This is a genomic window from Paracoccus niistensis (assembly GCF_042432925.1).
In the GTDB taxonomy this organism is placed as follows: Bacteria; Pseudomonadota; Alphaproteobacteria; order Rhodobacterales; family Rhodobacteraceae; genus Paracoccus; species Paracoccus niistensis.
The window spans coordinates 40,743-65,637 of sequence record NZ_JBHLWE010000002.1 but is presented as its reverse complement, the minus strand read 5'-3'; the positions used below and the strand labels follow the sequence as shown (position 1 = coordinate 65,637).

29 protein-coding genes and 2 tRNA genes are annotated in these 24,895 nt (G+C 69.2%); 11 read left to right on the top strand and 20 right to left on the bottom strand.

Features of this window, described 5'->3' with window-relative positions; translation table 11 throughout:
* Positions 1 to 58: 58 nt before the first annotated feature.
* Complete coding sequence (locus ACFFII_RS00420; protein ID WP_377696902.1) at positions 59 to 790, top strand: response regulator; 732 nt, start codon at positions 59 to 61, stop codon at positions 788 to 790.
* 52 nt (positions 791 to 842) lie between these two features.
* On the opposite strand, the gene ACFFII_RS00415 is transcribed toward ACFFII_RS00420, so the two are convergent.
* On the bottom strand, positions 843 to 1,112 hold the full coding sequence (locus tag ACFFII_RS00415) for a DksA/TraR family C4-type zinc finger protein (RefSeq protein WP_377697017.1): 270 nt from the start codon (positions 1,110 to 1,112) through the stop codon (positions 843 to 845).
* A 207-nt stretch (positions 1,113 to 1,319) separates the two neighbouring features.
* Between ACFFII_RS00415 and ihfA the strand changes: the two genes are divergently transcribed.
* The 4 genes from ihfA (at position 1,320) to ACFFII_RS00395 (ending at position 3,603) form a co-directional block, all read left to right on the top strand.
* A complete protein-coding gene (gene ihfA / locus ACFFII_RS00410; RefSeq protein ID WP_377696901.1) occupies positions 1,320 to 1,619 on the top strand; it encodes an integration host factor subunit alpha in 300 nt (99 codons plus the stop codon).
* 7 nt (positions 1,620 to 1,626) lie between these two features.
* Positions 1,627 to 2,319 (top strand): MerR family transcriptional regulator, encoded by a 693-nt coding sequence (locus tag ACFFII_RS00405; protein WP_377696900.1) that lies wholly within the window; start codon positions 1,627 to 1,629, stop codon positions 2,317 to 2,319.
* Positions 2,320 to 2,386: 67 nt separating this feature from the next.
* Positions 2,387 to 2,464: transfer RNA gene (locus tag ACFFII_RS00400), tRNA-Pro, on the top strand.
* Between the two features lie 65 nt (positions 2,465 to 2,529).
* Positions 2,530 to 3,603: a 2'-deoxycytidine 5'-triphosphate deaminase gene (locus ACFFII_RS00395; protein ID WP_377696899.1), complete on the top strand. Its 1,074-nt coding sequence runs from the start codon at positions 2,530 to 2,532 to the stop codon at positions 3,601 to 3,603.
* Between the two features lie 3 nt (positions 3,604 to 3,606).
* Here ACFFII_RS00395 and ACFFII_RS00390 read toward each other — a convergent pair whose 3' ends face one another.
* The 5 genes from ACFFII_RS00390 to ACFFII_RS00370 form a co-directional block, all read right to left on the bottom strand.
* Positions 3,607 to 3,825 (bottom strand): hypothetical protein, encoded by a 219-nt coding sequence (locus tag ACFFII_RS00390; protein WP_377696898.1) that lies wholly within the window; start codon positions 3,823 to 3,825, stop codon positions 3,607 to 3,609.
* Positions 3,826 to 3,835: 10 nt separating this feature from the next.
* The gene (gene scpB, locus ACFFII_RS00385; protein WP_377696897.1) at positions 3,836 to 4,459 is read right to left on the bottom strand and encodes an SMC-Scp complex subunit ScpB; all 624 of its coding nucleotides are present in this window, start codon (positions 4,457 to 4,459) and stop codon (positions 3,836 to 3,838) included.
* The gene (locus ACFFII_RS00380; protein ID WP_377696896.1) at positions 4,456 to 5,223 is read right to left on the bottom strand and encodes a segregation and condensation protein A; all 768 of its coding nucleotides are present in this window, start codon (positions 5,221 to 5,223) and stop codon (positions 4,456 to 4,458) included. The genes scpB and ACFFII_RS00380 overlap by 4 nt, the downstream gene beginning before the upstream one ends.
* A gap of 150 nt (positions 5,224 to 5,373) precedes the next feature.
* Positions 5,374 to 5,994 (bottom strand): 30S ribosomal protein S4, encoded by a 621-nt coding sequence (gene rpsD / locus ACFFII_RS00375; RefSeq protein ID WP_090757048.1) that lies wholly within the window; start codon positions 5,992 to 5,994, stop codon positions 5,374 to 5,376.
* Positions 5,995 to 6,127: 133 nt separating this feature from the next.
* On the bottom strand, positions 6,128 to 7,336 hold the full coding sequence (locus ACFFII_RS00370; protein WP_377696895.1) for a multidrug effflux MFS transporter: 1,209 nt from the start codon (positions 7,334 to 7,336) through the stop codon (positions 6,128 to 6,130).
* Positions 7,337 to 7,440: 104 nt separating this feature from the next.
* Between ACFFII_RS00370 and ACFFII_RS00365 the strand changes: the two genes are divergently transcribed.
* From ACFFII_RS00365 to ACFFII_RS00350, 4 genes are all read left to right on the top strand, one after another.
* Complete coding sequence (locus tag ACFFII_RS00365; protein WP_377696894.1) at positions 7,441 to 7,866, top strand: DUF1489 family protein; 426 nt, start codon at positions 7,441 to 7,443, stop codon at positions 7,864 to 7,866.
* A gap of 40 nt (positions 7,867 to 7,906) precedes the next feature.
* A tRNA-Gly gene (locus ACFFII_RS00360) sits at positions 7,907 to 7,980 on the top strand.
* A 107-nt stretch (positions 7,981 to 8,087) separates the two neighbouring features.
* On the top strand, positions 8,088 to 8,843 hold the full coding sequence (locus ACFFII_RS00355) for a sulfite exporter TauE/SafE family protein (protein WP_377696893.1): 756 nt from the start codon (positions 8,088 to 8,090) through the stop codon (positions 8,841 to 8,843).
* A 2-nt stretch (positions 8,844 to 8,845) separates the two neighbouring features.
* Positions 8,846 to 9,193, top strand: coding sequence for a RidA family protein (locus tag ACFFII_RS00350; RefSeq protein ID WP_377696892.1), 348 nt, complete (start codon positions 8,846 to 8,848; stop codon positions 9,191 to 9,193).
* On the opposite strand, the gene lpxB is transcribed toward ACFFII_RS00350, so the two are convergent.
* The 14 genes from lpxB to pyrH all read right to left on the bottom strand — a co-directional run bounded on the left by lpxB (position 9,177) and on the right by pyrH (position 22,852).
* Positions 9,177 to 10,331, bottom strand: a complete 1,155-nt coding sequence (gene lpxB / locus ACFFII_RS00345) for a lipid-A-disaccharide synthase (protein WP_377696891.1) — start codon at positions 10,329 to 10,331, stop codon at positions 9,177 to 9,179. The two genes, ACFFII_RS00350 and lpxB, sit on opposite strands and share 17 nt — an antisense overlap.
* Positions 10,332 to 10,386: 55 nt before the next feature.
* Entirely contained in the window at positions 10,387 to 11,184 is a 798-nt protein-coding gene (locus ACFFII_RS00340; protein ID WP_377696890.1) for an LpxI family protein, read from the bottom strand.
* Between the two features lie 7 nt (positions 11,185 to 11,191).
* Positions 11,192 to 11,977, bottom strand: a complete 786-nt coding sequence (gene lpxA, locus ACFFII_RS00335; protein WP_377696889.1) for an acyl-ACP--UDP-N-acetylglucosamine O-acyltransferase — start codon at positions 11,975 to 11,977, stop codon at positions 11,192 to 11,194.
* The gene (gene fabZ, locus ACFFII_RS00330; RefSeq protein WP_377696888.1) at positions 11,970 to 12,458 is read right to left on the bottom strand and encodes a 3-hydroxyacyl-ACP dehydratase FabZ; all 489 of its coding nucleotides are present in this window, start codon (positions 12,456 to 12,458) and stop codon (positions 11,970 to 11,972) included. Before fabZ ends, lpxA begins: the two co-directional genes overlap by 8 nt.
* 67 nt (positions 12,459 to 12,525) lie before the next feature.
* Positions 12,526 to 13,179 (bottom strand): nicotinate-nucleotide adenylyltransferase, encoded by a 654-nt coding sequence (locus ACFFII_RS00325; RefSeq protein WP_377696887.1) that lies wholly within the window; start codon positions 13,177 to 13,179, stop codon positions 12,526 to 12,528.
* A gap of 2 nt (positions 13,180 to 13,181) precedes the next feature.
* Positions 13,182 to 13,793 (bottom strand): OmpH/Skp family outer membrane protein, encoded by a 612-nt coding sequence (locus ACFFII_RS00320; protein ID WP_377696886.1) that lies wholly within the window; start codon positions 13,791 to 13,793, stop codon positions 13,182 to 13,184.
* A 206-nt stretch (positions 13,794 to 13,999) separates the two neighbouring features.
* Positions 14,000 to 16,396, bottom strand: coding sequence for an outer membrane protein assembly factor BamA (bamA, locus tag ACFFII_RS00315; RefSeq protein WP_377696885.1), 2,397 nt, complete (start codon positions 16,394 to 16,396; stop codon positions 14,000 to 14,002).
* A gap of 100 nt (positions 16,397 to 16,496) precedes the next feature.
* A complete protein-coding gene (rseP, locus tag ACFFII_RS00310; RefSeq protein WP_377696884.1) occupies positions 16,497 to 17,831 on the bottom strand; it encodes an RIP metalloprotease RseP in 1,335 nt (444 codons plus the stop codon).
* Entirely contained in the window at positions 17,828 to 19,003 is a 1,176-nt protein-coding gene (dxr, locus tag ACFFII_RS00305) for a 1-deoxy-D-xylulose-5-phosphate reductoisomerase (RefSeq protein ID WP_377696883.1), read from the bottom strand. The genes rseP and dxr overlap by 4 nt, the downstream gene beginning before the upstream one ends.
* A 1-nt stretch (position 19,004) precedes the next feature.
* Positions 19,005 to 19,820: a phosphatidate cytidylyltransferase gene (locus ACFFII_RS00300; RefSeq protein ID WP_377696882.1), complete on the bottom strand. Its 816-nt coding sequence runs from the start codon at positions 19,818 to 19,820 to the stop codon at positions 19,005 to 19,007.
* Positions 19,817 to 20,554: a polyprenyl diphosphate synthase gene (gene uppS, locus ACFFII_RS00295; RefSeq protein WP_377696881.1), complete on the bottom strand. Its 738-nt coding sequence runs from the start codon at positions 20,552 to 20,554 to the stop codon at positions 19,817 to 19,819. The genes ACFFII_RS00300 and uppS overlap by 4 nt, the downstream gene beginning before the upstream one ends.
* Before the next feature lie 4 nt (positions 20,555 to 20,558).
* Entirely contained in the window at positions 20,559 to 21,122 is a 564-nt protein-coding gene (gene frr, locus ACFFII_RS00290) for a ribosome recycling factor (protein ID WP_090757035.1), read from the bottom strand.
* 87 nt (positions 21,123 to 21,209) lie between these two features.
* Complete coding sequence (locus ACFFII_RS00285; protein ID WP_377696880.1) at positions 21,210 to 22,109, bottom strand: MBL fold metallo-hydrolase; 900 nt, start codon at positions 22,107 to 22,109, stop codon at positions 21,210 to 21,212.
* 53 nt (positions 22,110 to 22,162) lie between these two features.
* Positions 22,163 to 22,852, bottom strand: a complete 690-nt coding sequence (pyrH, locus tag ACFFII_RS00280) for a UMP kinase (protein WP_090757059.1) — start codon at positions 22,850 to 22,852, stop codon at positions 22,163 to 22,165.
* A 125-nt stretch (positions 22,853 to 22,977) separates the two neighbouring features.
* Between pyrH and miaA the strand changes: the two genes are divergently transcribed.
* Positions 22,978 to 23,880: a tRNA (adenosine(37)-N6)-dimethylallyltransferase MiaA gene (gene miaA, locus ACFFII_RS00275; protein WP_377696879.1), complete on the top strand. Its 903-nt coding sequence runs from the start codon at positions 22,978 to 22,980 to the stop codon at positions 23,878 to 23,880.
* Positions 23,881 to 23,958: 78 nt separating this feature from the next.
* Positions 23,959 to 24,885, top strand: a complete 927-nt coding sequence (locus tag ACFFII_RS00270) for an AraC family transcriptional regulator (protein ID WP_377696878.1) — start codon at positions 23,959 to 23,961, stop codon at positions 24,883 to 24,885.
* Positions 24,886 to 24,895 lie beyond the last annotated feature (10 nt).

Below are 24,895 nucleotides of genomic sequence, written 5' to 3'. Positions count from 1 at the left end.
CACGCATTAGGAAGGCGGGCGTAGCCTGGTCACATGCGCGATTCGAGGGGACGCCGCCATGCACCGGAACACCACCGCAGTTCACGATGAGATTCCGCTGTGGCGCGCCGCGCCGCCGGGCCGGCCGCTGACGGGGCTGACCGTCCTTGTGGTCGAGGATTCGCGCTTCGCGTCCGAGGCGATGCGCCTTCTCTGCCTGCGCTCGGGCGCGCGCATCCGCCGCGCCGACTGCCTCCGCACGGCGGCCCGCCACCTGCAGATCTATCGCCCCGCCGTGGTGATCGTGGACATGGGCCTGCCCGATGGCAGCGGCGCGCAACTGATCGCGCAGCTTGCCGCGATGTCGCCGCGCGTGCCCGTGGTGCTGGGCCTTTCGGGCGATCCGGAAAACGAGGCCGAGGCGCTGGCGGCAGGTGCCGACGGCTTCATCGGCAAGCCGGTCGAAAGCCTGGCGCACTTCCAGCATGCGATCCTGTCGGCCCTGCCGCCAGAGGCGCGCCCGACCGGCCTGCGCATGGTCAGCGAGGAAACGGTGCATCCCGATCCGGGCGCGCTGCGCGATGACCTTGCGCATGTGGCCGAGGTGCTGGCCTCGTCCTCGGACACCGGCGCGATCGACTATATCGCCCGCTTCCTTGCAGGCGTCGCGCGATCCGCGAGAGACGAGCCGCTGGAACAGGCCGCGACGGCGCTGGCGCGCGATCATTCCGCAGGCCGGGCACTGGCGGCGGACCTCGCCCGGATCAGCGGACTGGTGCAGGACCGCCTTGCCGCGGCAGGCAGCGCATAGGCGCCCGTTACGGGCGCAATCAGCCCCGCTTGGCGCGATACAAACAGCCGCCCTACTTGAGCAGGCTGTCCTTGGATGCGCGGCGGTTCATCCCGCCCGTGGGCCGGAGCACGCGGTCAGCCTCGGACTGACAGGAGATGCACAGCTTGACGCCGGGCTGCGCAAGGCGGCGCGCCTCGGGGATGGGCTCTCCGCAATCGGCGCATTCCGGCAGGCTCTCGCCTCCCGCACGGTTACGCAGCCGCATCCGCGCCAGGGCCTCCTGGGTGCTGACCTCGATCTGCTCGTTGACCGCGCCGTCCGTCGCCCAGCCACCCGCCATTCCACGCTCTCCCGCTTCCAGCCGTCGCACCTGAAGGATGTAGGCAAGTTCGCCCGCAGGGCAAGAACCACTTGCCCGTGCCCGAAAGCCGCGCAAGAGGGTTGTCCTGAAAGGTTTTCCCTCGACCAAATCTGGAACGAACCGGTCTCGGCATGGTTGACTTGCAGACTCCGGGACAACAATCTGTGACGAATGAAAGGCCCGCGCATGAGCGAAAAGACGCTGACCCGAATGGACCTGGCCGAAGCGGTGTTCCGGGAAGTGGGGCTGTCCCGCCACGAAAGCGCGCAGCTGGTCGAAAGAGTGCTGGGCCATATCTCGGACGCCCTGGTGCGGGGCGAGCAGGTCAAGATCTCGTCCTTTGGCACCTTCTCGGTGCGTGACAAGAACGAGCGCATCGGCCGCAACCCCAAGACGGGCGAGGAAGTCCCGATCACCCCTCGCCGCGTTCTGTCCTTCCGCCCGTCGCACCTTATGAAAGAACGCGTCGCGGCGGGGAACAAATAGGCGCCGCATGAAATCTCCGCAGGCCTTCCGCAGCATCGGCGAGGTTGCGCGGCTTGTGGGCGTGGCCACCCATGTGCTGCGCTACTGGGAAACGCAGTTCCCGGCACTCGCGCCCGTCCGTCGTCCCGACGGGCGGCGCTATTACCGGCCTGACGACCTGCTGCTGGCAGCGGGGCTGTGCGAGGTCATGCGCGAGGAGGGCCTGACCATCCGTGGCGCCCAGCGCCTGATTGCGCTGGACAAGGGGGCGGCCCTGCGCGAACGCGGCCGCCTGCGGCTGGAAGCCGCTGCCGATCAGAAGGCCGCGGAAGCAACCGGCAGGCGCAAGGCCGCACCTCGGGCAAGGGCGCAGCGGACCACGGGGCAGGCCGGCGGTGCGGCCAGGGTCCAAGGGGAAGCCCATTGCCCGACAGGCTCTGCCTTGCCGCGTCAGGACGGGCAGGTGGCCGACCACGAAACCAACGGGTCCGAGGTCATGGAGGGCGCCGCACTGTCGCCCCCAGTCAGCACAGACGAGCAAACCGCAGATGCTCCTGGCTCGGCGGAAGCTGTGGAACCCGCCCCGCCCCAGGATTGCTCCGCCTGGCTCGACCGGCTGACCACCACCGCCGCGGCCCTGCGCGCGCGCGCACATCCCCTGCCCCCCGATGCGCGTCCCCTGCATGACGCCCTGCGGCGGCTTCAGGACGACCGCTCCTGATCCTTGTGCGGAAATCGCCCCAGAGGCCCTTGTGCAGCCCCTCGGCTTCGATCTATACGGCTCGCGTCGGGCCGTGGCGCAGTCTGGTTAGCGCGTCCGTCTGGGGGGCGGAAGGCCGCGAGTTCGAATCTCGCCGGCCCGACCATCACGAAACGCCCACCCTTCGGGGTGGGCGTTTGACAATCAAGGGCTTGGCAGAGGCGTGTTGAGATGAACGGCGTTCTTCCCGACAGCGCGCTGCGCAAGCTGATCGAGGATGGCGCGATCCGAGCGCCCATCGACTTCACCCCCGACCAGGTGCAACCCGCCAGCCTCGACCTGCGCCTTGGCACGACCGCCTGGCGGCTGCGAGCCTCGTTCCTCGCAGGGCGCGGCCGCAGCGTGGCGGACCGGCTGGCCGATTTCGAGATGCACCGCATGGACCTGACCCATGGCGCGGTGCTGGAAAAGGGCTGCGTCTACCTGGTCCCGCTGCTGGAACGCCTGACCCTGCCCGAAGGGATCGAGGCGGTGGCGAACGCCAAGTCCTCGACCGGGAGGCTCGACCTGCTGACGCGGCTTGTCACCGACGACGGGACCGAGTTCGACCGCCTGCCCGCCGGCTACGACGGCCCGCTTTACGCCGAAATCTGCCCGCGCAGCTTTTCCGTCCTGGTGCGTCCGGGGATGCGGCTGAACCAGTTGCGCCTGCGGCAAGGCCATGCCGTCCTGGACGACGCCGCGCTGGCCGCGCTGCACGCCGCGCAGCCCCTTGTCGATGGCGAGCCCCTGATCGACCAGGGCCTGGGTTTCTCGGTGGACCTGCGCCCGGTCGCCGGCACTCTGGTGGGTTATCGCGCCCGTCCGCATACCGGTGTCATCGACCTCGACCGGATCGGCGGCTATGCCGCCCGGGATTTCTGGGACGAGCTTCATGGCGAGGACGGGCGCCTGATCCTCGACCCCGGCGCCTTCTACATCCTTGTCAGCCGGGAAACGGTCTCGATCCCGCCGGATCACGCCGCCGAGATGTCGCCCTATCTGGCGATGGTGGGCGAGTTCCGGGTCCATTACGCGGGCTTCTTCGATCCCGGCTTCGGCCACGGCCCGACGGGTGCAGGCGCGCGCGGGGTGCTGGAGGTCCGCTGCCACGAGGCGCCCTTTGCGCTGGAACACGGGCAGGTCGTCGGGCGCCTGGTCTATGAACGGATGAGCGCCCCGCCGGAGCGGCTTTATGGCCACGGCATCGCCTCGAACTACCAGGGGCAGGGCCTGAAGCTCGCCAAGCAGTTCCGGCAGGGCTGAGGCTCAGCGCAGCTTGCGCGTGATGCGGGCGGCCTGACGGGCGCGCTTGACGGCCTGGCGCGCGGCCTTGGCCTGCTTGGCGGCCGCGGGCGAAGGCTTGCCATCCGCCGTGGCGCCGCCGGTCCGCCGCGTGGCCAGGTCGATGCCCTTGTTCATCCCCCAGTTCATCAGCCGGCGGGTCAGCATCCGGCCGATGGGGCCGAAAAGTCCGTTCAGGTTCATGCAGCAGTCCTCAGTCGCCGAAGAGATCATCCCCCGGCTCATCGCGCGGAATATCGGTGGCCTCCGTCCTTCCCGCAAGACCCGCCGGCCTGTTGTCCAGAAGGCCCGCCGCACGCAATTCGGCCAGTCCGGGCAGATCCTGGGTGCTGGCAAGTCCGAAATGATCCAGGAATGCCTCGGTCACCACAAAGGTGACCGGGCGGCCCGGGGTCTGCCGGCGGCGGCCAAGGCGGACCCAGCCGGTCTCGATCAACTGGTCCAGCGTGCCGCGGCTGACGGCAACGCCGCGGATCTCCTCGATCTCGGCGCGGGTGACGGGCTGGTGATAGGCCACGATCGCCAGTGTTTCAGTGGCGGCGCGGGACAGGCGTCGGGCTTCGACCACCTCCTCCTGCATCAGGAAGCCAAGGTCCGCGGCGGTACGGAAGGCCCAGGCGTCGCCAACCCGTTCAAGCTCAACGCCCCGGCCGGCGTAGCGCGCCCTTAGCCGACGCAGCGCCTCGGACGGGTCCGAGCCCGCCGGAAGGCGCGCGGCCAAGTCGCGCAGGGTCATCGGCTGGGCCGAGGCGAACAGCAGCGCCTCGACCATGCGCTCCTGCTGGTCGAGGGGCGGCGGGAAGGATGGCCCGCTCATCGCGCACGCAGGGTGATAGGGGCAAAGGCGCCGCCTTGCCGCAATTCGACGCGGCCCTGCCGGGCCAGTTCCAGCGAAGCGGCAAAGGTCGCGGCGGCGGCCGAGCGTCGCCGGGCGGGCGTATCCTCCCATCCCGCGGGCAGGAAGCGGGCGAGGTCGGTCCAGCTGCCCGCATGGCCGATCAGCCGCCGCATGCGGTCCAGCGCATCCTCGAGCGTCCAGATGTCGCGGCGGTCATAGGCGTAGGGGCGGAACTCGTCACGGGTCCGCAGGCGGGCATAGGCTTGCAGGATATCGATCAGCCCCGCCTTCCAGGTGACCGAGCGGACGCGCGCCACGGTTTCCGGGACGCCCCGTGCAAAGCGGTCCTGTCCCAGCCGTGCACGCCCCATCAGCCGCGCCGCCGCCTCGCGCATGGCGTTCAGCCGCTCCAGTTGAAAGGCCAAGTGCGCGGCGAGATCCTCGGCCGAGGGCTCCGCAGCCTCGGGCTCGGGCGGCAGCAGAAGTCGGGATTTCAGATAGGCGAGCCAGGCCGCCATAACGAGGTAATCCGCCGCCAGTTCGATCCGCAGGCTGCGGGCCTGTTCGATGAAGGCGAGGTACTGTTCGGCCAGGGCAAGGACGCTGATCTGCATCAGGTCCACCTTCTGCCTGCGCGCCAGCGTCAGCAGCAGGTCCAGTGGGCCGTCGAAACCCGGCACGTCCACGATCAGGGCATCGTCCGGGCGCGTGGCGGGATCGGTGTTCGCGGGCGCAGAAATCATGGCGCACCCTTCGGACCCTCTGGGGCCGCTGTCAACGACCCTCGAACCCTCCAAGGCAGCAGGACAGCTCGGGCAAAAGTATTGCAAAGACAAATAAAACAAAAAGGCCGCCCTGAAGGACGGCCTTTCCGAAAACCCGCAGGAACCGGATCAGTTCTGGGCGTAGTATTCGACGACCAGGTTCGGTTCCATCTGCACCGCGTAGGGCACGTCGCCCAGCGCAGGGGTGCGCACGAAGGTCGCGGTCATCTTGTTGTGGTCGACCTCGATGTAGTCGGGGACATCACGCTCGGCCAGGCCCACGGCTTCCAGCACGATGGCCAACTGGCGCGACTTCTCGCGGACGGCGATCACGTCGCCTTCCTTGACGCGGTACGAGGCGATGTTCACGCGCTGGCCGTTCACGGTGACATGGCCGTGGTTCACGAACTGGCGCGCGGCCCAGATGGTCGGCACGAACTTGGCGCGGAAGACCACGGCGTCCAGGCGACGCTCGAGCAGGCCGATCAGCATCTCGCCCGTGTCGCCGCGCTGGCGCTCGGCTTCCGAGAAGATGCGGCGGAACTGCTTTTCGGTCAGGTCGCCATAGTAGCCCTTGAGCTTCTGCTTGGCGCGCAGCTGGGTGCCGAAATCCGACAGCTTGTTCTTGCGGCGCTGGCCGTGCTGGCCGGGGCCGTATTCCCGCTTGTTCACCGGGGACTTGGCGCGGCCCCAGATGTTTTCGCCCATGCGGCGGTCGATCTTGTACTTGGCAGAGGTGCGTTTCGTCACCGCTGATCTCCTTCGTCACGAAATGAAGGGCGTTGTCCTTCTCCCCTTCCGGGGCGACAGGTTTCCCCTTGCGGGGTCCACCAACACCAATGGAAGCGGCGCTTATAGAGGCGCGGACAGCAGAGTCAACCGCTCACTTCATCCGGCCCATGATGAGCCAGGCCAGGGTCGAGCAGATCACCGCCGCCAACGCGACCGGGATCGCCGTGCCGTCATAGGCCAGCCCCACCGGCGCCGCGATGGCCACCGCGCCCAGTGTCGAGATGGCCGAAACGACCGAGGCCGTCAGCCCCGCGATATGCCCCATCCGCTGCATGGCCATGGCGTTGAGGTTGCCGAAGGTCAGCCCCGCCATCATGAACAGTCCCACGGCCCAGAGGAAGAACACGGGGAAGCGCAGGCTTTCGGGCAGCACGTCCGTCATCAGCAGCAGCAGGAACAGCGCCGACACCCAGATCTGGACCGCATAGGCCCCTCGCGCGATCCGGCGCATCCCGATGCGCATCACCAGGCGCGAGTTGATGAGCGTGCCCGTCCCCGCCAGGATCGCCATGGCCGCGAACCACAGGGGAAACTGGCCGCCCTTGCCGTAGGCTTCCCCGAACAGTTGCTGGGCAGAGGAGAGCAGCGCGAACATCTGCCCGAATCCCAGGGAGATGGTGATGGTGCTCAGCACCACCTGCCTGTCTGACAGCACCTCGCGCACCCCGGTCCACAGCGTCCCGACCTGCAGGGGGCGGCGCGCGACAGGGGGCAGCGTCTCGGGCTGGCGCAGGGACAGCCACAGCCAGCCGATCGCGCCGAACAGGATGAAGCCGACAAAGACGCCGTGCCATCCCATCAGGCGGATGAAGCCGACGCCGATCAGCGGGGCAAGGGCCGGCACGATCATGAAGACCATCATGATGAAACTGGTGATCCGCGCCATCTCGCGGCCGGAATAAAGGTCGCGCACCAGGGCCGTGCCCACGATCCGGGGCGCGGCCGCGCCCAAACCTTGCGCGAAACGCGCTGCCAGCAGCAGTTCCAGCGAATTCTCGAACAGCGCCACCGCCGAGGCCACGAGATAGACAGCGAAGCCAATCGCCATGGCGGGCTTGCGCCCGATTGCGTCCGAAACGGGGCCCGCGAACAACGTGCCCAGGCCCATGCCGGCCATGAAGCTGGTCAGGATCAGCTGCGCGCGATTCACGTCGTCGGGCGTCAGTTGCGCCGCGATCTCGGGCAGCGCGGGCAGCATGGCATCCATCGAGAATGCGACGGTGGCGAACAGGAATGCGAGCATCGCGATCAGCTCGCCCTGCGGCAGCCGGCGCGACGCCCGAACGGTGTCGGTGGTCATGGGAATATCCTTTCCCCAAGGCTGCTACGCCCTCGCCCCGGCACCCGCAACCCTGCGGCGTCCGGCCCCTGTTAACCTTTGAGGGCGTCGCCTATATCGCCGCCATGACCACCCCCTCCCTGCACATGATGAAGCTTTGCGTGGGCGCCCCCCACCCCGAGTCGCTGGAACGCTGGCAGGCCGAACGCTTCGGCGACGGCCCGGCCGAGCACATCACCCGCATGTGGCCCAAACGGGCCGAGGAGCTGCTGGCCGGCGGCTCGATCTACTGGGTCTTCAAGGGCACCATGTTGGCGCGCCAGCGCATCCTGGACCTGCAGCAGCGGACGGGCGGCGACAACATCACCCGCTGCGCCCTGATCCTGGACCGCGAGGTGATCCGCGTCTCGGCTGTCCCGCGCCGTGCGTTTCAGGGCTGGCGCTACCTGACGCCCGCGGACGCGCCGCCCGACCTGCCCGCCGGCCGCGCGGCGGAATCGCCGCTGCCGCCGAAACTTGCGCGCGAGCTGGCCGAGATGGGGCTGCTCTGAGCTTGACCGGCGCTGCGGCCCGCGCTATCGGAAACGCGTCGCGGGTGTAGCTCAATGGTAGAGCAGAAGCTTCCCAAGCTTACGACGAGGGTTCGATTCCCTTCACCCGCTCCATTCCCCTGATCGCCTGAAGTTTCGCCCAGCGGAAACGCGCGGGCCTCGCGCTTGCCGTTCGGGTGCCGTCCCGCCACCCTTGCCGCGACTTCAGCCAAGGGTGCGACGTGACCGATTATCTTCTGCTGCTTGTCGCCGGGTTTCTCGGCGGGATGCTGAATGCCGTGGCAGGAGGGGGCACGTTCATCGTCTTCCCCGCGCTGGTCTTCACCGGCGTGCCGGTGGTCATGGCCAATGCCACCAGCACCGTGGCCGCCCTGCCCGGCTATCTTGCCGCCACCCTTGGCTTCCGGCGCGAGGTGGCACTCATCCCGCGCGACATCATGCTGCGGCTGACGATCTGGACGCTGGTCGGCGGCGCCCTCGGCTCGGCGCTGCTGCTGGTGTCCTCGAACGAAACCTTCGCGGCCATCGTGCCCTTCCTGCTGCTGGCGGCGACGCTGATCTTCCTGGCGGGGCCGCGGCTTCATGCCTTCACCTCGCGGTTCCGGGGGGGCGTCACGGCCTTCGGCGCGGGCACGCTGCTGCCGGTCGCGATCTACGGCGGCTATTTCAACGGCGGCCTCGGCATCGTGTTGCTTGCGCTCTTCTCACTGTGGGGGATGACCGACATCCACACGATGAACGGGCTCAAGACCTGGCTGTCCTTCGCCTTGTCCACCATCAGCCTGGTGATCTTCGCAGTGGGCGGTCAGATCGCGTGGCTGCCCTGCCTGGTCCTTGCCATCGGCGCCATCGCGGGCGGGTTGGGGGGCGCGCCCGTCGCGCGGCGCATTCCCGTTCCGGTGCTGCGCGGGTTGATCGCCGTCGTCGGCTTCGGCATGACGGCGCTATTCTTCTGGCGCCTCATCAACGGAGCATGAACATGGCGGACATCAAGCGGATCGAATGCGGAACCCGGATGAGCGAGGCGGTGATCCACAACGGCGTGGTTTACCTAGCCGGACAGGTCGGCAACCCCGGCGACAGCGTGGCTGACCAGACCCGGGAAGTGCTGGCCCAGGTGGACCGCCTGCTCGCGGAAGCGGGGACGGACAAGACCTGCATCCTCAAGGCACAGATCTGGCTGGCCGACATCGCCGACTTCGCCGAGATGAACGCCGTCTGGGACGCCTGGGTGCCGCAGGGCCACTGCCCGGCCCGCGCGACGGGCGAGGCGAAGCTGGCCACCCCCGACTACAAGGTCGAGGTGATCGTCACCGCCGCGCTGTAACGGCCCCCATCACCGAACGGGCCGCCCGCAAGCCGGGCGGCTCTCCGCCGCGGCCCAACCGCTGCATCGTCAGGTCCATGGCGGCCATCTGCTCGGCTCGCGCGTCCGCGTCGTCCAGCAGGCGCAGCAGCGCGTTGGCCATAGGTCCCGGCTGGCAGCGCCGCCCCAGGAACTCGGGGACGACGCGGGTCTCGCTGACAAGGTTCACCAGCGTCACCGTGTCGGTCTTCAGCAGCATCCCGATCAGGGCACGGCTGACCGGCGCCATGTCGTAGCCGATCACCATGGGCACGCCATTGGCGGCCAGTTCCAGGCTGACCGTCCCCGAAGCCGCCAGCGCCAGATCGGCGGCGGCGAAGGCGGCGCGCTTGTCCGCCTCGCCCTGCACGACGACGGGGGCAGTCGGCCAGCGCCGGACCATCCCCCTCACCATGTCCGCCACGCCCGGCACGGTCGGCAGCACGACCCGCATCTCGGGCACGCGGTCGCGCAGTCGCATCAGCGCCTCGTCGAAGCGGGGGCCCAGCCGCTCGACCTCGCCCCGCCGCGAACCCGGCAGGCACAGGACCAGCGGCGCATCCCCCGCGATGCCATGGCGTGCACGGAAGGCAGCCGCTTCGGCCGGCGAGGCCAGCGGCTCGGCCACGACGGGGTGGCCCACGAAGTCGCAGCTCATGCCCGCCGCCTGCATCAGCGGCGGCTCGAAGGGCAGGATCGCCAGCACATGGTCGATGACCTGCGCCATCTTCGCCGCCCGCCCCGAGCGCCAGGCCCAGACCGAGGGCGCCACGTAATGCACGGTGCGGATCTGGGGCGCGGCCGCGCGCACGATCCGCGCGACCCGCAGCCCGAAATCGGGGCTGTCGATGGTGACCAGCACATCGGGTGCCGCGTCGATCACCGCCTGCGCCGTCTGCGCGATCCGGCGCTTGAGCGCGCGGTATTTCGGCAGAATCTCCCAGATGCCCATCAGGCTCAGCTCGGACATGGGGAAAAGGCTTTCCAGGCCCTGCGCCGCCATGCCCTCGCCGCCGATGCCCCGGACCTCAAGAGCGGGGTCAAGCTCGCGCAGCCCTGCGATCAGCGCGGCCCCCAAGCGGTCGCCCGAGGGCTCGCCCGCGATCAGGAAGGCCCTCATGCCCCCGCCCGCAAGGTCAGAGCAGCAGGGACTTCCTCGTGACTCGAATGCTCCGTCACTCCATTGCCCACAGGAACAGCCCCGCATCCTCTGCCGCAGCGAGGGTCGCCTCGCGGTCCAGCAGCAGAACGCCGCCCGCCGCCCAGGCGATCCCGGCAAGCCCGGCCCGCACCGCTTGGGCCACCGTGTCCGGCCCGATCGCAGGAAGGTCGATACGCCGGTCCTGCGCGGGCTTGGGCGCCTTGTACAGCACTCCCTTCGCGCCACGCGCATCCGGCCGCAGCCCTTGGTGAAGGGCGGCAAACTCCAGCATCGCCTCGGTCCCCGGCAGGGTTTCCAGCGCCAGGCACAGGCCCTGCGCAACCACGCAACCCTGCCCGATGTCCAGGGGGCCTGTCGCGGCAAGGATCTCGGCCGCTCTTGCCGCATCCGTCCGGTCGGCGGCAGAAGGCTCGCCCGTCAGCACGCCGGGGCCGGGCACCAGGTCCGGGCGGATCGCATCCACGCCCGCGACCTCGAAGCCCCATTCCTCGAAGATCGAGATCAGTTCGCGCAGGGCACCGTCGTCGCCCGACTGCATCGCGCCCAGAAAGCGCGGCACCAGCGTCGCGGTGCGGGGGTCGAACATCTCGGGCTCAAGCCGGGGCCGCCGCACCGCGCCCGCGAAGACCACACGGCTGACATCGGCGTCAGCCATGGCGTCCAGCAGCGGGACCAGCCGTTCCAGCCGGAAGGCCTGGGCCGGGATCGCCGGCGCAAAGCCCTCCAGAGCGTAGACAAGGGGCGCGTCCAGCGCCTCGGCCACCAGCCCCGGCAGCGCGCCCTGCCCTGCGACAATGGCGGTCCGGCTCATCGCCCGCTCAACCCTGCGGGCGCAGGAAGCTGCGCTCACTGGGCCCGAGGATGAAGTCCAGAACCTCGCGCTCCATCGGCGTCACCTCGCCTTCGGACTGCTGCCGCGCGGTCTCGCGGAAGGATCCTGCGCCCAGCAGCGCCAGCAGCTCGCGCAACGCCGCGATCTCGGCCCGGCCCGCGCCGCGCCGCTTGAGGCCCACGAGGTTCAGCCCCTCCATCTGCCCCCGCGGCCCCGACACGAGCGCATGGGGCAGCACGTCCGCCGTCACCATGGTCAACGCGCCGATCATCGCGCCCCGTCCGATGCGGACGAACTGATGGACGCCCGACAACCCGCCGACGATCACCTCGTCTTCCAGCACGCAATGCCCTGCGACGGCCACGCTGTTGACCAGGATGACGCGGTTGCCGATCCGGCAGTCGTGGGCCACGTGGCTGCAGGCCATGAACAGCCCGTCGTCCCCGATCTGCGTCAGCCCGCCGCCGCCCGCCGTGCCGGGATTCATCGTCACATACTCGCGGATGCGGTTGCGCGCGCCGATTACCAGTCGTGTCCGCTCGCCCTGGAACTTGAGGTCCTGGGGCACCTCGCCGATGCAGGCAAAGGGAAAGACAACCGTCTCGGCACCGATCTCGGTGTCGCCCGCGACAACGACATGGGATTTCAGCTCGACCCTGTCGCCCAGCCGCACCTGCGGGCCGACATGGCAGAAGGGGCCGATGCGGACGCCATTGCCCAGAACGGCCCCCGGCTCGACGATGGCCGAGGGATGGATCGCGGTCTCAGCCATCCGACGGGTCGCTGCGCAGGTCCATCATGGCGGTGAACTCGGCCTGCGCGCAGACCTGCCCGTCCACCTTCGCTTCGCCCGTGAACTTCCAGATCTTGCCGCCGGGGCGCTTGACAGTGACGTGCAGCTCGACCACGTCGCCCGGCTGGACCATGCGGCGGAACTTGCAGCCGTCGATGCCCATGAAATAGGTCAGCAGCGGCTTGTCGATGACGTTGAGGCTGATGCCCACCACGACCGCCGCCGTCTGGGCCATCGCTTCCACGATCAGCACGCCCGGCATGATCGGCTGGTCGGGGAAATGGCCGGGGAAATGGGGCTCGTTCGCCGTCACGCACTTGATCCCCACCGCGCTTTCGAAGGGCACGATGTCGCGCACCTTGTCGATCAGCAGGAAGGGGTATCGATGCGGGATGATCCGCTTGATGAGGGCGAGGTCGGCAGAGCCGTGGGGGGCGGGGTTGCGCTCGGTCTCGGCCATGGTTCCTCCGGCTTTCTTGGCCGTCCGTATCAAATGCCGCGAAGCCTTGGCAAGGCTGGGCCCGTGATCAGGGCCCGAGGCCAGCCAATGGCGCCCCGGCATCAGGGCGCTCGGCGGCCTTCCGCCGGGCCGAACGGATCGCTGTCGAGGACAGCGCCGTCATCGGCACGTTGATCAGGACCCAGGCAGGCGGCGTCATGTCGGCCAGCCAGCCCGCCTGGTGCTGCGGCAGGCGCCAGCGTTCCAGGATGCGCGCGGCCCGTGCCGTCCGGGCGGGCGTACGCGAGCCGGGGCGGGCGATCACCCCGATCGGCACCTGCGCGGCGATGCCCCGCCAGCGGTCCCAGCGGCTGAACTGGATCAGGTTGTCCGATCCCATCAGCCAGACAAAGCGCACACCGGGAAAGCGCGCCTTCAGCGTCGCGATGGTGTCTGCAGTCCAGCGGGTGCCCAACCGGGCCTCGATCCCGGTGACGACGATGCGCGGGTCGTCCGCGATCCGCCGCGCCGCCCCGATACGCTCCGCCAAGGGCGCGGGGCCGTGGACCTTGAGCGGGTTGCCGGGGCTGACCAGCCACCACACCCGGTCCAGCCGGAAGCGGCGCAGCGCCATCTCGGTGATGTGCAGATGCCCCGCATGGGCCGGATCGAAAGATCCGCCCAGCAGCCCGATCCGCTGCCCCGGCAGGGCGATCGGGTTCAGGTCGGCTCCCCGCTCCACCGTCAGGGCGTGCCCTGGGGCGCCCGTTCGGCTCCAGAGGCAGGCCTGTTGACAGGATCGCTCGATCCCTCCTTCTCTGCCCCCTCGGCCTGAGCACGTTCGGCAGCGGCGATGATCTCGCGCCCGTCGCCCAGCTCGGCATCCAGCGCGGCAATAGTGGCGGCGGTGGCGTCGATCCGCTCGTCCGCGATCAGCACCGTGCGCTGGTCCAAGACGACCAGCGCCCCACGCGCGGCCATCACGCGGCCCAGAACAGGCGCGGCGGCCTGGAAGAACAGGGCGCGGTCGCGCTCGGCCGTTTCGGTCAAGGCCTCAAGCGCCGCCTGCCGTTCGGCACGGACCGCCGTCACCCGTTCGTCGAAGCGGGCGGCGCGGGCGCGGAATTCGTCCGGCGACAGGGTGGCACGGGCGGCGGTCAGCGCATCCTCGTCGGCGACGAGGTCGGCAAAGGCGCGGTCGTTGTCGGCCGCGACCTGCCGGGACTGGGCGGCAAGCTCGGCCTGCGCCCGCAGCCCCCAGCGGGACCGGCGATACATCGCCTCCTGATCCACGGTCAGGACGGCGCGCCCCAAGGCCTGCACGGCCCCGTCGAGCGCGCCGGCCGGAGGCGCCACCCGCAACGGCGCGCCCTGTCGGGACTGCTGATTGCCCGGCGGCGGCAGGTCAGGCCCTGCAAGACCCCCGGCGTCCGACGGGGCTGCGGAAGGACTCGGCGCCTGCGGCGCTGGCGAAAGCGGAAGATCCTGCGCCAGAACCGGCGCTGCCCCCAGCAGGGCGGCCAGCAGAACGGCCCCTCGCGCCTGTCCCGCCCTCCGGCGCATCAGAACCGGGTCGAGATCGACAGGTCGAAAGGCTGGTCCTCGTCGTAGTCCTCTTTCTTCACCGCCTTGGACAGGTTGAAGCGCAGCGGACCCACGGGCGTCGTCCAGAACAGGGAAACGCCCACCGAGGCGCGCACCTTCATGCCGTCATCGACGGTGCCGTCCACGAACTCGGTCCGGTTGCCGTCGCCGTCGCGGTCGTTGGTGTCGCGATTATACCCTTCGGCGTTGTCCAGCCCCCAGACCGAGCCCGCGTCGGCAAAGATGCCGCCGCTGATGCCGTATTCCTCGGGCAGGCCCAGCGGGAACTGGGCTTCGGCCCGGACGGCCCAGAAGAAGTTGCCGCCCAGCGCATCCTCGTTCGGCGCGTTCAGGTCGCGCGGGCCGTAGCCGTTCGCCTCGAAGCCCCGGATGCGACCGCTGCCCCGGAAGCGGTCGGTGATGCGGCTTTCCGTGTCGTTCAGCATGACCAGCGCCCCGGCCTCGAACTCGGCGCGCAGGGCCACCTCCTCGCGCCAGGCGCGGCTTTCGACGCCGGCCAGCATCGTGGTGGTCACCGATTCGACGTCGCCGCCGACGCCCGCGAAATCCTGGCTGAAGCGCAGCTTCCAGGCGGTCAGCGGGTCCAGCCCCGTGCCGCGCGTGTCATAGTTGTAGGTGTAGCCCAGGGCCGAGGTGACACGCTCGCCCTGCTCGCTCACGAGGATGGGGGACGAGCCGATGAACTCACCCGTCTCGGGGCTGATCTCGACGGGGTCCACGTCGAACAGCTTGTCCTTGCTCAGGCGATAGCCCAGTTCCAGCCGCCCGTTCGGGCTGACCGGGAATTCCAGCCCGGTCGAGAAGCCGACGCTGCGGGTGTTCAGCTTGGCGTTCTCGTAATCCGAGGTCCGGTACCAGGTCGAGAACCGGGCGCGCAGGTCGCGGTCCAGGAAGGCGGGCTCGATGAAGGTGAAGTCGAAGCCCTGCGAGCCGCTGGCGGTCGAGAAGGACAGGTTCACCGTCTGGCCGCGGCCGAGGAAGTTCGTTTCCGACAGCGAGGCATTGAAGCCCACGCCCTGGCTGGCGCCGTAGCTTGCGCCGAAGCCGAGGCTGCCGGTCGGCTGTTCCTCGACGTTGACATCCACGATGACTTGCTGCGGGCTGGACCCTTCGCGGGTTTCCACCTGCGCGTCGGCGAAATAGCCCAAGGCGCGGATGCGCTCGGCCGAGTTGCGGATCTCGCGCGGGTTCAGGGGATCGCCCTCGACCGTGCGGAACTGGCGGCGGATCACCTCGTCCAGCGTGGTGGTGTTGCCCTCGATGTCGATGCGCTCGACGAAGATCTTGGGGCCGCGGGTCAGGGCAAAGGTCAGGTCCAGCGTCTGGTTGCGCGGGTTGCGCGTGACGCGCGGCTCGAAGTTGACGAAGTCGGCGCCCTGCTGGATCGCCAGCGCTTCCATCCGGCGGATCGTGTTCTCGACCGCCTGCGGACTGTAGACCTGCCCCGGCCGGACCCGGTTCTGCGCCACGTAGGGATCCGCGGCCAGGCCCGGAACCTCGCTGATCACGTTCACATTGCCGAAGGCGTAACGCGGGCCTTCGTAGATGTTGTAGGTGACGTAGAAGGCGTCGCGTTCGCGCGTGACCTCGGGGGCGACGGCCTGAACGCGGAAATCGGCATAGCCGCGCGAACGGTAGAAGTCGGTCAGCAGCTGCTCGTCCAGTTGGGTCCGCTCGGGCGCGAAAACATCGCGGCGGATGAAGTTGCGCAGGATGCCGGCCTGCTTGGTCGCAAGAACGTTGCGCAACCGGCGGTCGGAAAAGGCCCGGTTGCCGGTGAAGCCGATGCGCTCGATCTCGGTCAGGTCGCCTTCACGGATCTCGAAGACCAGGTCCACGGCATTGCCGGGGCGGCGGATCACGCGGGGATCGACGCGGGCGGCATAGCGGCCTTCGCTGGCGTAAGCGGCGGCAATGGCCTGCGCGTCCTCCTCGGCCTGGCTGGGCGAGAAGACGCGGCGCGACTGCGAGCCGACGATCTGGCTCAGCTGCTCGTCCTTGATGCGGCGGTTGCCCTCGAAGCTGATGACGTTGATCGTGGGATATTCGCTGACGCGGATGGTCAGAGTGCGGCCCTGCGGCACGATCTCGACCGTCTCGAACAGGCCCGACTGCTGCAGGCGCTGCTGTGCGTCGTTCAGGTCGCCCAGCGACAGGTCCGATCCGCGCCGGATGTTGGCGATGGACAGCGCCGTTTCCGCATCCACCCCTTGCGCGCCTTCCAGACGCACCTCGTTGTAGACCACGGCCGCAGCCGGGCCCGCGGTTCCCAGGACAGCCGCAACTGCCAGCCCCGACACAAGCGCCCGCGCGCCCCTGATGCCCGGGCCAAGGCCCATCGTCCGATCCATCATCGCCCGCCCCTCGCGTCTGGCCCATCGCGCCGGTTGTCCCGGCCGGATTTGGGGCAGGATTAACCCCGCGCAGGGCCGGGTGTCAAAGCAAACCCCTGATCTAGCGGCACAGGATGTCGTTGGAGAGGCCGAAGAACATCAGCATCAGCACCAAGGCCATGCCGATGCGGGTCAGGATGTCCATGGCGCGCGCGGAAGGCGGGCGCCCGGCCACGGCCTCCCACGTGTAGAAGGCCAGGTGGCCGCCATCCAGAACGGGGATCGGCAGCAGATTCAGGAAGCCGATGCCCGCCGACAGCACGGCGACCAGCCAGAAGAAATTGCCTGCGCCCGAACTTGCCGCGTCGCCCGCGACCTCGGCGATCGAGATCGCGCCGGACAGATTGCAGCGCCCGATCTGGCCCGTGACCATGGCCACCATGCCCGTCAACGACCCCCAGATCACGTCCCAGGTCTGCTGCACGCCCATCGACAGCGCCTCGAACGGTCCCGGCGTGCGCGTGGAGGGGCGGATGTAGCCCTCGCCCCCCGTCACGCCGATGAGCCAGCGTTTTTCAAAGCCTCCCTCGGCACTTGGCAGGTCCTGTTCACGCGGAACAAGAACAAAATCAGCCTCGCCCTCGCCTTCCCGCCAGACGCGCAGGGTGACGGGACGGCCTTGCGCGTCCTCGACAGCGGGGCGCAGGTCGGTGAAGCGGTTGATGGGCCGGCCCTCGACCGCCAGGATCACGTCGCCCGCGCGCAGATCGACGGCCGAGGCTGCGCTGCGCGGTCCCACGCCCGAGATGCGCGGCGGCGCGACATCGGGGGCTGTGACGGTGATCTCGTCCCCCTGCCTCCGGACGGTCCATTGCTGCTGGGGCGCGGCGGGCAGGGTCTCGGTCAGCCGGAACAGGGTAGCCCAGCCATTGACCGGCTGGCCGCCTACGGCCAGCACCTCGTCGCCGGGGCGCAGTTCGTTGACGATGCCCGGCGGCGTGGGGGCGATCTCGCCCACGACAACGCGGTCCGTGGCGATCCCCTGCCAGGCGATCACGCCCGCAAAGACAAGGGCCGCAAGGATGAAGTTGAAGACCGGCCCCGCCGCCACGGTGGCAAAGCGTGCCCACAGCGGCGCGCCGCCCAATGTCTGCCGCGCCAGCGCCGGGTCCACGCGCCCATTGCGCGTCATGCTGGCCGCGTCAGCGTCACCCAGAAAGCGCACGTAACCGCCCAAGGGGATCGCCGCGACCTGCCAGACGGTACCGCGCCGGTCACGGCGCGCGAACAGGCGCGGTCCGAAACCCAACGAAAAGACCTCGGCCCGGATGCCGGACCAGCGGCCGATGATGTAGTGGCCGTATTCGTGGACGCCCACGATGATGGACAGCGCGACGATGAAGGCCACAACCGTCCAGGCGAGCCCGCCCATCTGTCCGACAAGTTCCTGGATCATGCCGCCGCCGTCTGCCAGGCCGCCGCGTCCCGCCGCGCCTGCCCATCCCATTCCAGCACCGCCTCAAGGCTGTCGGGGCTGGTCCCGAAACCCGGCCGGCCGGCGGCGAGGTCCAGCGCATGGGCCACCGCCCCAGCCATGTCGGGAAAGCGGATGCGGCCCTTGATGAAGTCGTCCAGCGCCTGTTCCTTGGCGGCGTTCAGCACCGCACCCGCGGCCCCGCCTTGCGCGATCACCTGCCGCGCCAAGGCCAGCGCGGGCCAGCGCGTCTCGCACGGCGCGCGGAAGGTCAGGCTGCCCAAGGCGGCAAGGTCCAGCCGGGCCAGCGGCAGCTTCTCGCGCCGTGGCCAGTACAGCGCATGGCCGATGGCGTGGCGCATGTCCGGTGGACCCAGATGCGCCAGCGTGCCGCCGTCCACATAGGAGACCAGCGCGTGCACGATCGATTCAGGGTGGACCAGCACTTCGATCCGCTCGCCGGGCAGGCCGAAGAACTCATGCGCCTCGATGACTTCCAGCGCCTTGTTGAACATCGAGGCGCTGTCGATGGTGATGCGCTGGCCCATGTCCCAGTTCGGGTGGCTGGAGGCCTCGGCCACCGTGGCCTGCGCCAGCCGATCCAGCGGCCAGTCCCGGAAGGCCCCGCCCGAGGCGGTCAGGGTGACACGCTCGACAGCTTCGAGGCTATCACCTTCAAGGCACTGGAAAACGGCAGAATGTTCCGAATCGACGGGAAGAATGGTGGCACCGGTGCGCCGGGCCGTGCCCATCAGCAGCCGCCCCGCGGCCACAAGGCTCTCCTTGTTCGCCAATGCAAGCGTGCCGCCGCGCTCGACTACGCGCAGCCCCGGCGCAAGCCCCGCAGCGCCCACGATCGCGGAAAGCGTCCAGTCGGCGGGCCGGTCAGCGGCTTGGGCGATCGCCTGCGCGCCTGCGGCAGCCTCGATCCCCGTCCCAGCCAGCGCCGCGCGCAGATCGGGCAGCAGCACCCCATCCGCGATGACGGCGATCTCGGCGTGCAGGGACCGTGCCATTTCGGCCAGCCGGGCCACGTTGCGTCCGCCGGTCAGCGCGACGACGCGCCAAGTCTCGGGCCCGCCCGAGCCCATCAAAAGGTCAAAGGCGCTTTCCCCGATCGAGCCGGTTGCGCCGAAGATCGAGACGCTGCGCATGTCAGCCGACGACCGGCAGCCAGCCGGCAAGCCCCAGCAGCGTCGCCGCGGCCAGCGATGCGGACATGGCGTCGAAACGGTCCATCAGCCCTCCGTGCCCGGGGATCAGGCGCGAGCTGTCCTTGACGCCGACACGGCGCTTGATCCAGCTTTCGGCAATGTCGCCCATCTGCCCCGCGAATGCCAGAATGGGGCCGATCACGATCACGCCGGGTCCTGCCCGGCCGAAGATCACGAGGATCACGCCCAGCAGCGCGGCGCCGATCCAGCCGCCGGCCGTCCCGCTCCAGGTCTTCTTGGGGCTGATGGCGGGCCAGAACTTGGGCCCGCCGACGCTGCGGCCGACGAAATACCCCAGAACGTCCGAAAGCACGACAAGCGCCACGATCCACAGCGCCTCGCCCAGACCGAAGGTCAGGCGGATCCACAGCAGGCCCCAGGCCGCCAGCACCATCAGCAACGCGAAACCGACATAAGCGGGGCGCAGCTCGCGTCGCGAGGCGCGGGTGCCCCAGGCGAGCGGCAGGATGAAGGCCAGCGCCCCCCAGCTTCCCGCAAACAGCGTGGCCGCCATTGCCAGGCCCGAGACCAAGCCCACGCCGACCACTTGGCGCATCCGGGGCGCCGGAACGACAAGGCGCGTCAGTTCCCACATCAACATGGCCACAAGCACGGACAGCCCGACGCTTGTCGCCACAACCGGCAGCACCAGCAGGCCTGCTCCGGCCACCAGGATGATCAGCGCCGAGCCGACGCGCTCGGCCAAGTCGCCCCAGCGGCCCGAGTTTGTCACGCGCGGCAGACGCGGGGGCGTCATGCGGCGCCGAAGCGACGCTGGCGCAGGCTGGTGCGGTCGAGGATCTCGGCCAGATGCGCCGGAGTGAAGTCAGGCCACAGGACGGGCGTGAATTCATATTCCGCATAGGCGGCCTGCCAGGGCAGGAAGTTCGAGGTCCGCGTCTCGCCCGAGGTCCGGATCACGAGGTCCGGGTCGGGGTGACCCGCGGTGTCGAGGCAGGCCGCGAAATCTGCCTCGGTGGGTTTCCCGATCTCTCCGGCTTGGATGCGGGCCGCCAGACGCGCTGCGGCGCGCGCAAGTTCGTCCCGGCCGCCGTAGTTGATGGCGACCGTCAGGTTCAGGCGGCAGTTGCCGGCGGTGCGCGCCTCGATACCCGACATCAGGGTCTGCAGCTTGGGGTCCAGCCGCTCGCGCCCGCCGATGAAGCGCATCCGAACGCCTTCGGCCGACATGGCATCGGCCTCGCGCCGGATGTAGCGGGCGAAGATGCCCATGAGGCCCAGCACTTCCTCGGTCGTGCGCTTCCAGTTCTCGGTCGAAAAGGCATAAAGCGTCAGCCAGTTCACGCCCAGGTCGGGCGCGGCGCGGACGATCTGCTTGACCCGCTCGGCCCCGCGCCGGTGGCCGACCAGACGGGGCCAGCCCCGCTCGGTCGCCCAGCGCCCATTGCCGTCCATGATGATCGCCACATGCCGGGCGCGGGACGCGCCGGGGGCGAAGGCGGGCGCGACGACAGGCGCTGCGTCGGCCATGATGTCAGACCTGCATGATTTCGGCTTGTTTCGCCTCGAGCGCCTTGTCTACCTCGGCGATCATCTTGTCGGTCAGCTCCTGCACGGAGGATTCCCAGAATTTCTGGTCGTCCTCGGCCATGCCCTTGGTCTTGGCCTTCTTGATCTGGTCCATGCCGTCGCGGCGCACGTTGCGGATCGCGACGCGGGCGCTTTCGGCATATTGGGCGGCGACCTTGGTCAGTTCGCGCCGGCGCTCTTCGTTCAGTTCGGGGATCGGCAGCATGATGATGGTGCCGTTCAACTGGGGGTTGATGCCGAGCCCGCTTTCGCGGATCGCCTTTTCCACCTTCCCGACCATGCCCTTGTCCCAGATGTTGATCGTGACCATGCGCGGTTCCGGCACGTTCACGGTCCCCAGCTGGTTGATCGGCGTGGGCGAGCCATAGGCGTCCACGGTGATCGGGTCGATCATGCTGGCCGAGGCGCGGCCCGTCCGCAGCGAGGAAAACTCGTGCCGCAAGCTGTCCATCGCGCCTTTCATCCGGCGCTCAAGGTCATCCGTATCGATCTCGATCTCGTCGGCCATAGGTCTGCTCGCAGATGGTTTTTTCGCTCTATAGCCGCTTGCGGCCGGGTTTGTATAGGTGCGCGACTGCCGCAGTTGCCGACAGCTTTACGGTTTCTCGTAGGCGCTGCCGTCCTCGGCCCGGCGCGGGCGGGCGACATACTCGCCCTGCGCGGGCACGGCGACCTCGCGGAACTGCTGCGCCAGCCGGTGCAGGGCGCCGCGCATTTCCGGGCCGCGCATGGGCTGGCCGTGGAAGGTCACCGCAAGGTCGGGGTCCAGCTTGGCGAGTCTGCGCACCGATTCGCCGGCCGCCTCCCAGTCGATGGTGAAATACATGGGCGGGCCGTGCATCTCGGGATCCTGCGTGGCAACGTCGTAGGCCGACTCCTGTCCCGTGGTGCAGAAGGCGTCGCCCACGATCAGCGCGCGGTCCGCCTCGTGCCACAGCGAGACATGGCCGACCGAATGGCCGGGCGCGTGAATCCAGCGCCAGCCGGGCATGTGGGGCACGCTGCCGTCCTCGGGCAAGGCATGAAGCCGCGTGCCCACATCGACAGGCCTGGTGGGGTAAAGCCGCGACAGACGCGCCATCAGCCCGCCGCCGACACTCGGGTCGGCGGGCGGATAGGCGGCCGATCCGTTCAGGTAGGGGTGTTCGAGAGAATGGGCGTAGACAGGGACGTCCCATTCCTCGGAAAGCTGTTCCAGGGCGCCCACGTGATCGAAATGACCATGCGTCATGATGATGGCGGCGGGGCGGGAGCCTTCGCCGAACCGCGCTTGGGCCGCGCTGCGGATCAGGGCGGCAGTGCCCATCAGCCCCGCGTCGATCAGGACCCACTCGCGGTCGCCCGCCCCTGACCGGCCGTGGAAGATCACGTTGACGATGCCGAGCCGGCGATAGGCGATGTCGGGCGCCACCTCGTTCGTATGGTCGCGCCGCGCGGCATCAAGTTCCGATTCGAGGGCGCTCGCCTCGTCGGACAGGGGGATCTGGTCGGACATGGACGCCTCGCGCTTGCCTTTGGGGCAGAACGAACGCGAGGGGTCCGGGTTCCTCAGCCGTGGACGCGGGTGTAGGTGCCGTCGCCGGCCAGGATACCGCGGAAGCCGCCCGGCTCGTCCAGCGAGAAGACAATGATCGGCAGGTTGTTGTCCCTTGCCAGCGCGATGGCCGAGGCGTCCATGACGTTCAGGTGCTTCTGCAGCACCTCGTCATAGGTCACGTTGTCATAGCGCACGGCGTCGGCGTGCTTCTTGGGGTCCTTGTCATAAACCCCGTCCACCTTGGTGCCCTTGAAGATCGCCTGACAATTCATCTCGTTGGCGCGCAGGGTGGCCGCCGTGTCGGTGGTGAAATACGGGTTCCCGGTGCCGGCCGCGAAGATGATGACGCGCTTCTTTTCCAGATGGCGGATGGCGCGGCGGCGGATATAGGGCTCGGCCACCTCGTCCATGCGGATGGCGCTGATGACGCGGGTGTGGATCTTCAGGGCTTCCAGCGCGGCCTGCATGGCCAGCGCGTTCATCACCGTGGCCAGCATCCCCATGTAGTCGGCGGTCGCCCGCTCCATCCCTTGGGCGCTGCCCTGAAGGCCGCGGAAGATGTTGCCGCCGCCGATCACCATGCAGATCTCGGTGCCCATGTCGTGGACCGACTTCACCTCGTTGGCGATGCGCGCGACGGTCGGGGGGTGCAGGCCGTAGCCCTGATCGCCCATCAGCGCCTCGCCCGAGATCTTGAGCATCACACGGTCATAGCCCGCGGGCGGATGGATCAGGGGGGACGCAATCGCCGGGGTTGTCAGGTCGGTGTCGGTCATGCTCAAGCCCCCGGATTACATCGGCGCGCAAAATGCCGCAGATAGGTCGCATGATCAACACGTCCACCGCCACATCTTCCGATCGCCTGATCGAAGGGCTCGATCCGGCCCGGCCTGTCCTGATCGCGGGACCCACCGCCTCGGGGAAATCGGCGCTGGCGCTGCGGATCGCGCAGGCGATGGGAGGCTCGGTGGTCAATGCGGATGCGCTGCAAGTCTGGTCCTGCTGGCGCGTGCTCACCGCCCGGCCCTTGCCCGAGGACGAGGCCGCTGCGCCGCATCTGCTTTATGGCCATGTCGCACCGGGCCGCGCCTATTCGGTCGGCGACTGGCTGGCCAAGGTGGCGGCGCTGCTGCAACAGCGCCGCCCGCTGGTGATCGCCGGGGGCACCGGGCTCTACCTGACCGCGCTGACCTCGGGGCTGGCCGTGATCCCGCCGGTGCCGCCCGAGATCCGGGCCGAGGGCGACGCCTGGCTGGCGCGCGGAGACCTGGCCGGGATGGTCGCGGCGCTGGACGCCCGCACGCGCGCAGGCCTCGACCTGAAGAACCCCGCCCGTGTCCAGCGTGCGTGGGAGGTGCTGCGCGCCACCGGCCGGGGCCTGGCCGACTGGCAGGCCGAGACACCGCCGCCGCTGATCGCGCCCGAAGCCGCGCAGCGCATCGTCCTGCAGATGGACCGCGATCGTCTGGCGGACCGGATCGCCCGCCGCTTCGACGGGATGCTGGACGCGGGCGCCCTGGAGGAGGTGCGGCAAGCCCTGCCCTTCTGGCAGCCCGGCGCGCAGTGGACGCGGGCGATCGGGGCGGCTGAACTGAAGGACCATTTGGAAGGCCGCGCCACCCTGGCCGAGGCGCGGGAACGCGCGGTTATCGCCACGCGGCAATATGCGAAAAGCCAGCGCATCTGGTTCCGCAACCGGATGCGGGACTGGATGACTCTGGAGGTCTGAAAGGCCTGGTGGAACGCTTAAGGGTTTCTTGGTGTTTGATCTTTACTGATCCGTCCTCAAGAACCTCCGGGGTCCACCATGTCCGCCGAGTCGAGCCGCCCAGACGAGATCCCCCTGATGCCGCGCCCTGCCGAGGTGCCTCCGGTCCCCTTGGCCGAGCCTGCGAACTCACCCCAGCCGACCGTGCCGGTCACGCCCTTCGCCGGGCGGCCGCGACTGCCAGAAAGCGGGCTGCGGGTGCTGCCGCTGGACAGCTTCGTCTGGGGCGGCGCGACATGGGCGGGCGGGCTGCGCCGGGGGCGCACGCGGGGCGACCACTGCCTGATCCGGGTGACGGCGGGCACCATGCGGATCATCCTGCCCAGTGGCGCCGTCGATCACGGCGCGGGCAGTGTGGTCTTTATCCCCGCCGGCACCGCCTTCGCCGCCGAGCCGCAACCGGGCGTCCGCGGGCAGGTCCTGCTGATGGCGCGCCAGATGGCCGAGCGGCTGTCCCTGCCCAGCCGCATCGTCGTGGGCGCAGGCGTCAGCGACGCCTTCTCGGCCGATCTTGCGGCGCTTGCCGCCCGCGCACATGACCCGATCGCGGCGGCGACCGCCGCCTGCCGCGTCGAGCTGATCGCGACCTCGCTGGAACGGCTCGCCGCGCGCCCCCAGCCCAGCCGGCCCGAACTGCCGGGGCGCGACAGCCATGCCTTGGTTCAGGCCTATTTGGACCTTGCGGGCCGGGAAATGGGGCGCGGCCGCACCATTGCCGACCTGGCCGATGCGCTGGGCACGACCGCGGCGGGACTGGATGCCGCCTGCCGCAAGCACCGGGGCTGTTCGGCGCTGGACCTGCTGTACGAACTGCGGCTGGACCGCGCGCGGGCCATGCTGGCCGATCCGCGCCACGGCCTGGTGCAGATCGCCGAGGAACTGGGCTTCACCGGGGTTGCCCACATGAACCGCGTGTTCATGGCCGCGACCGGCAGGCCCGCCGAGGCCTTCCGGCGGCTGAACTGAGAGTATGGCT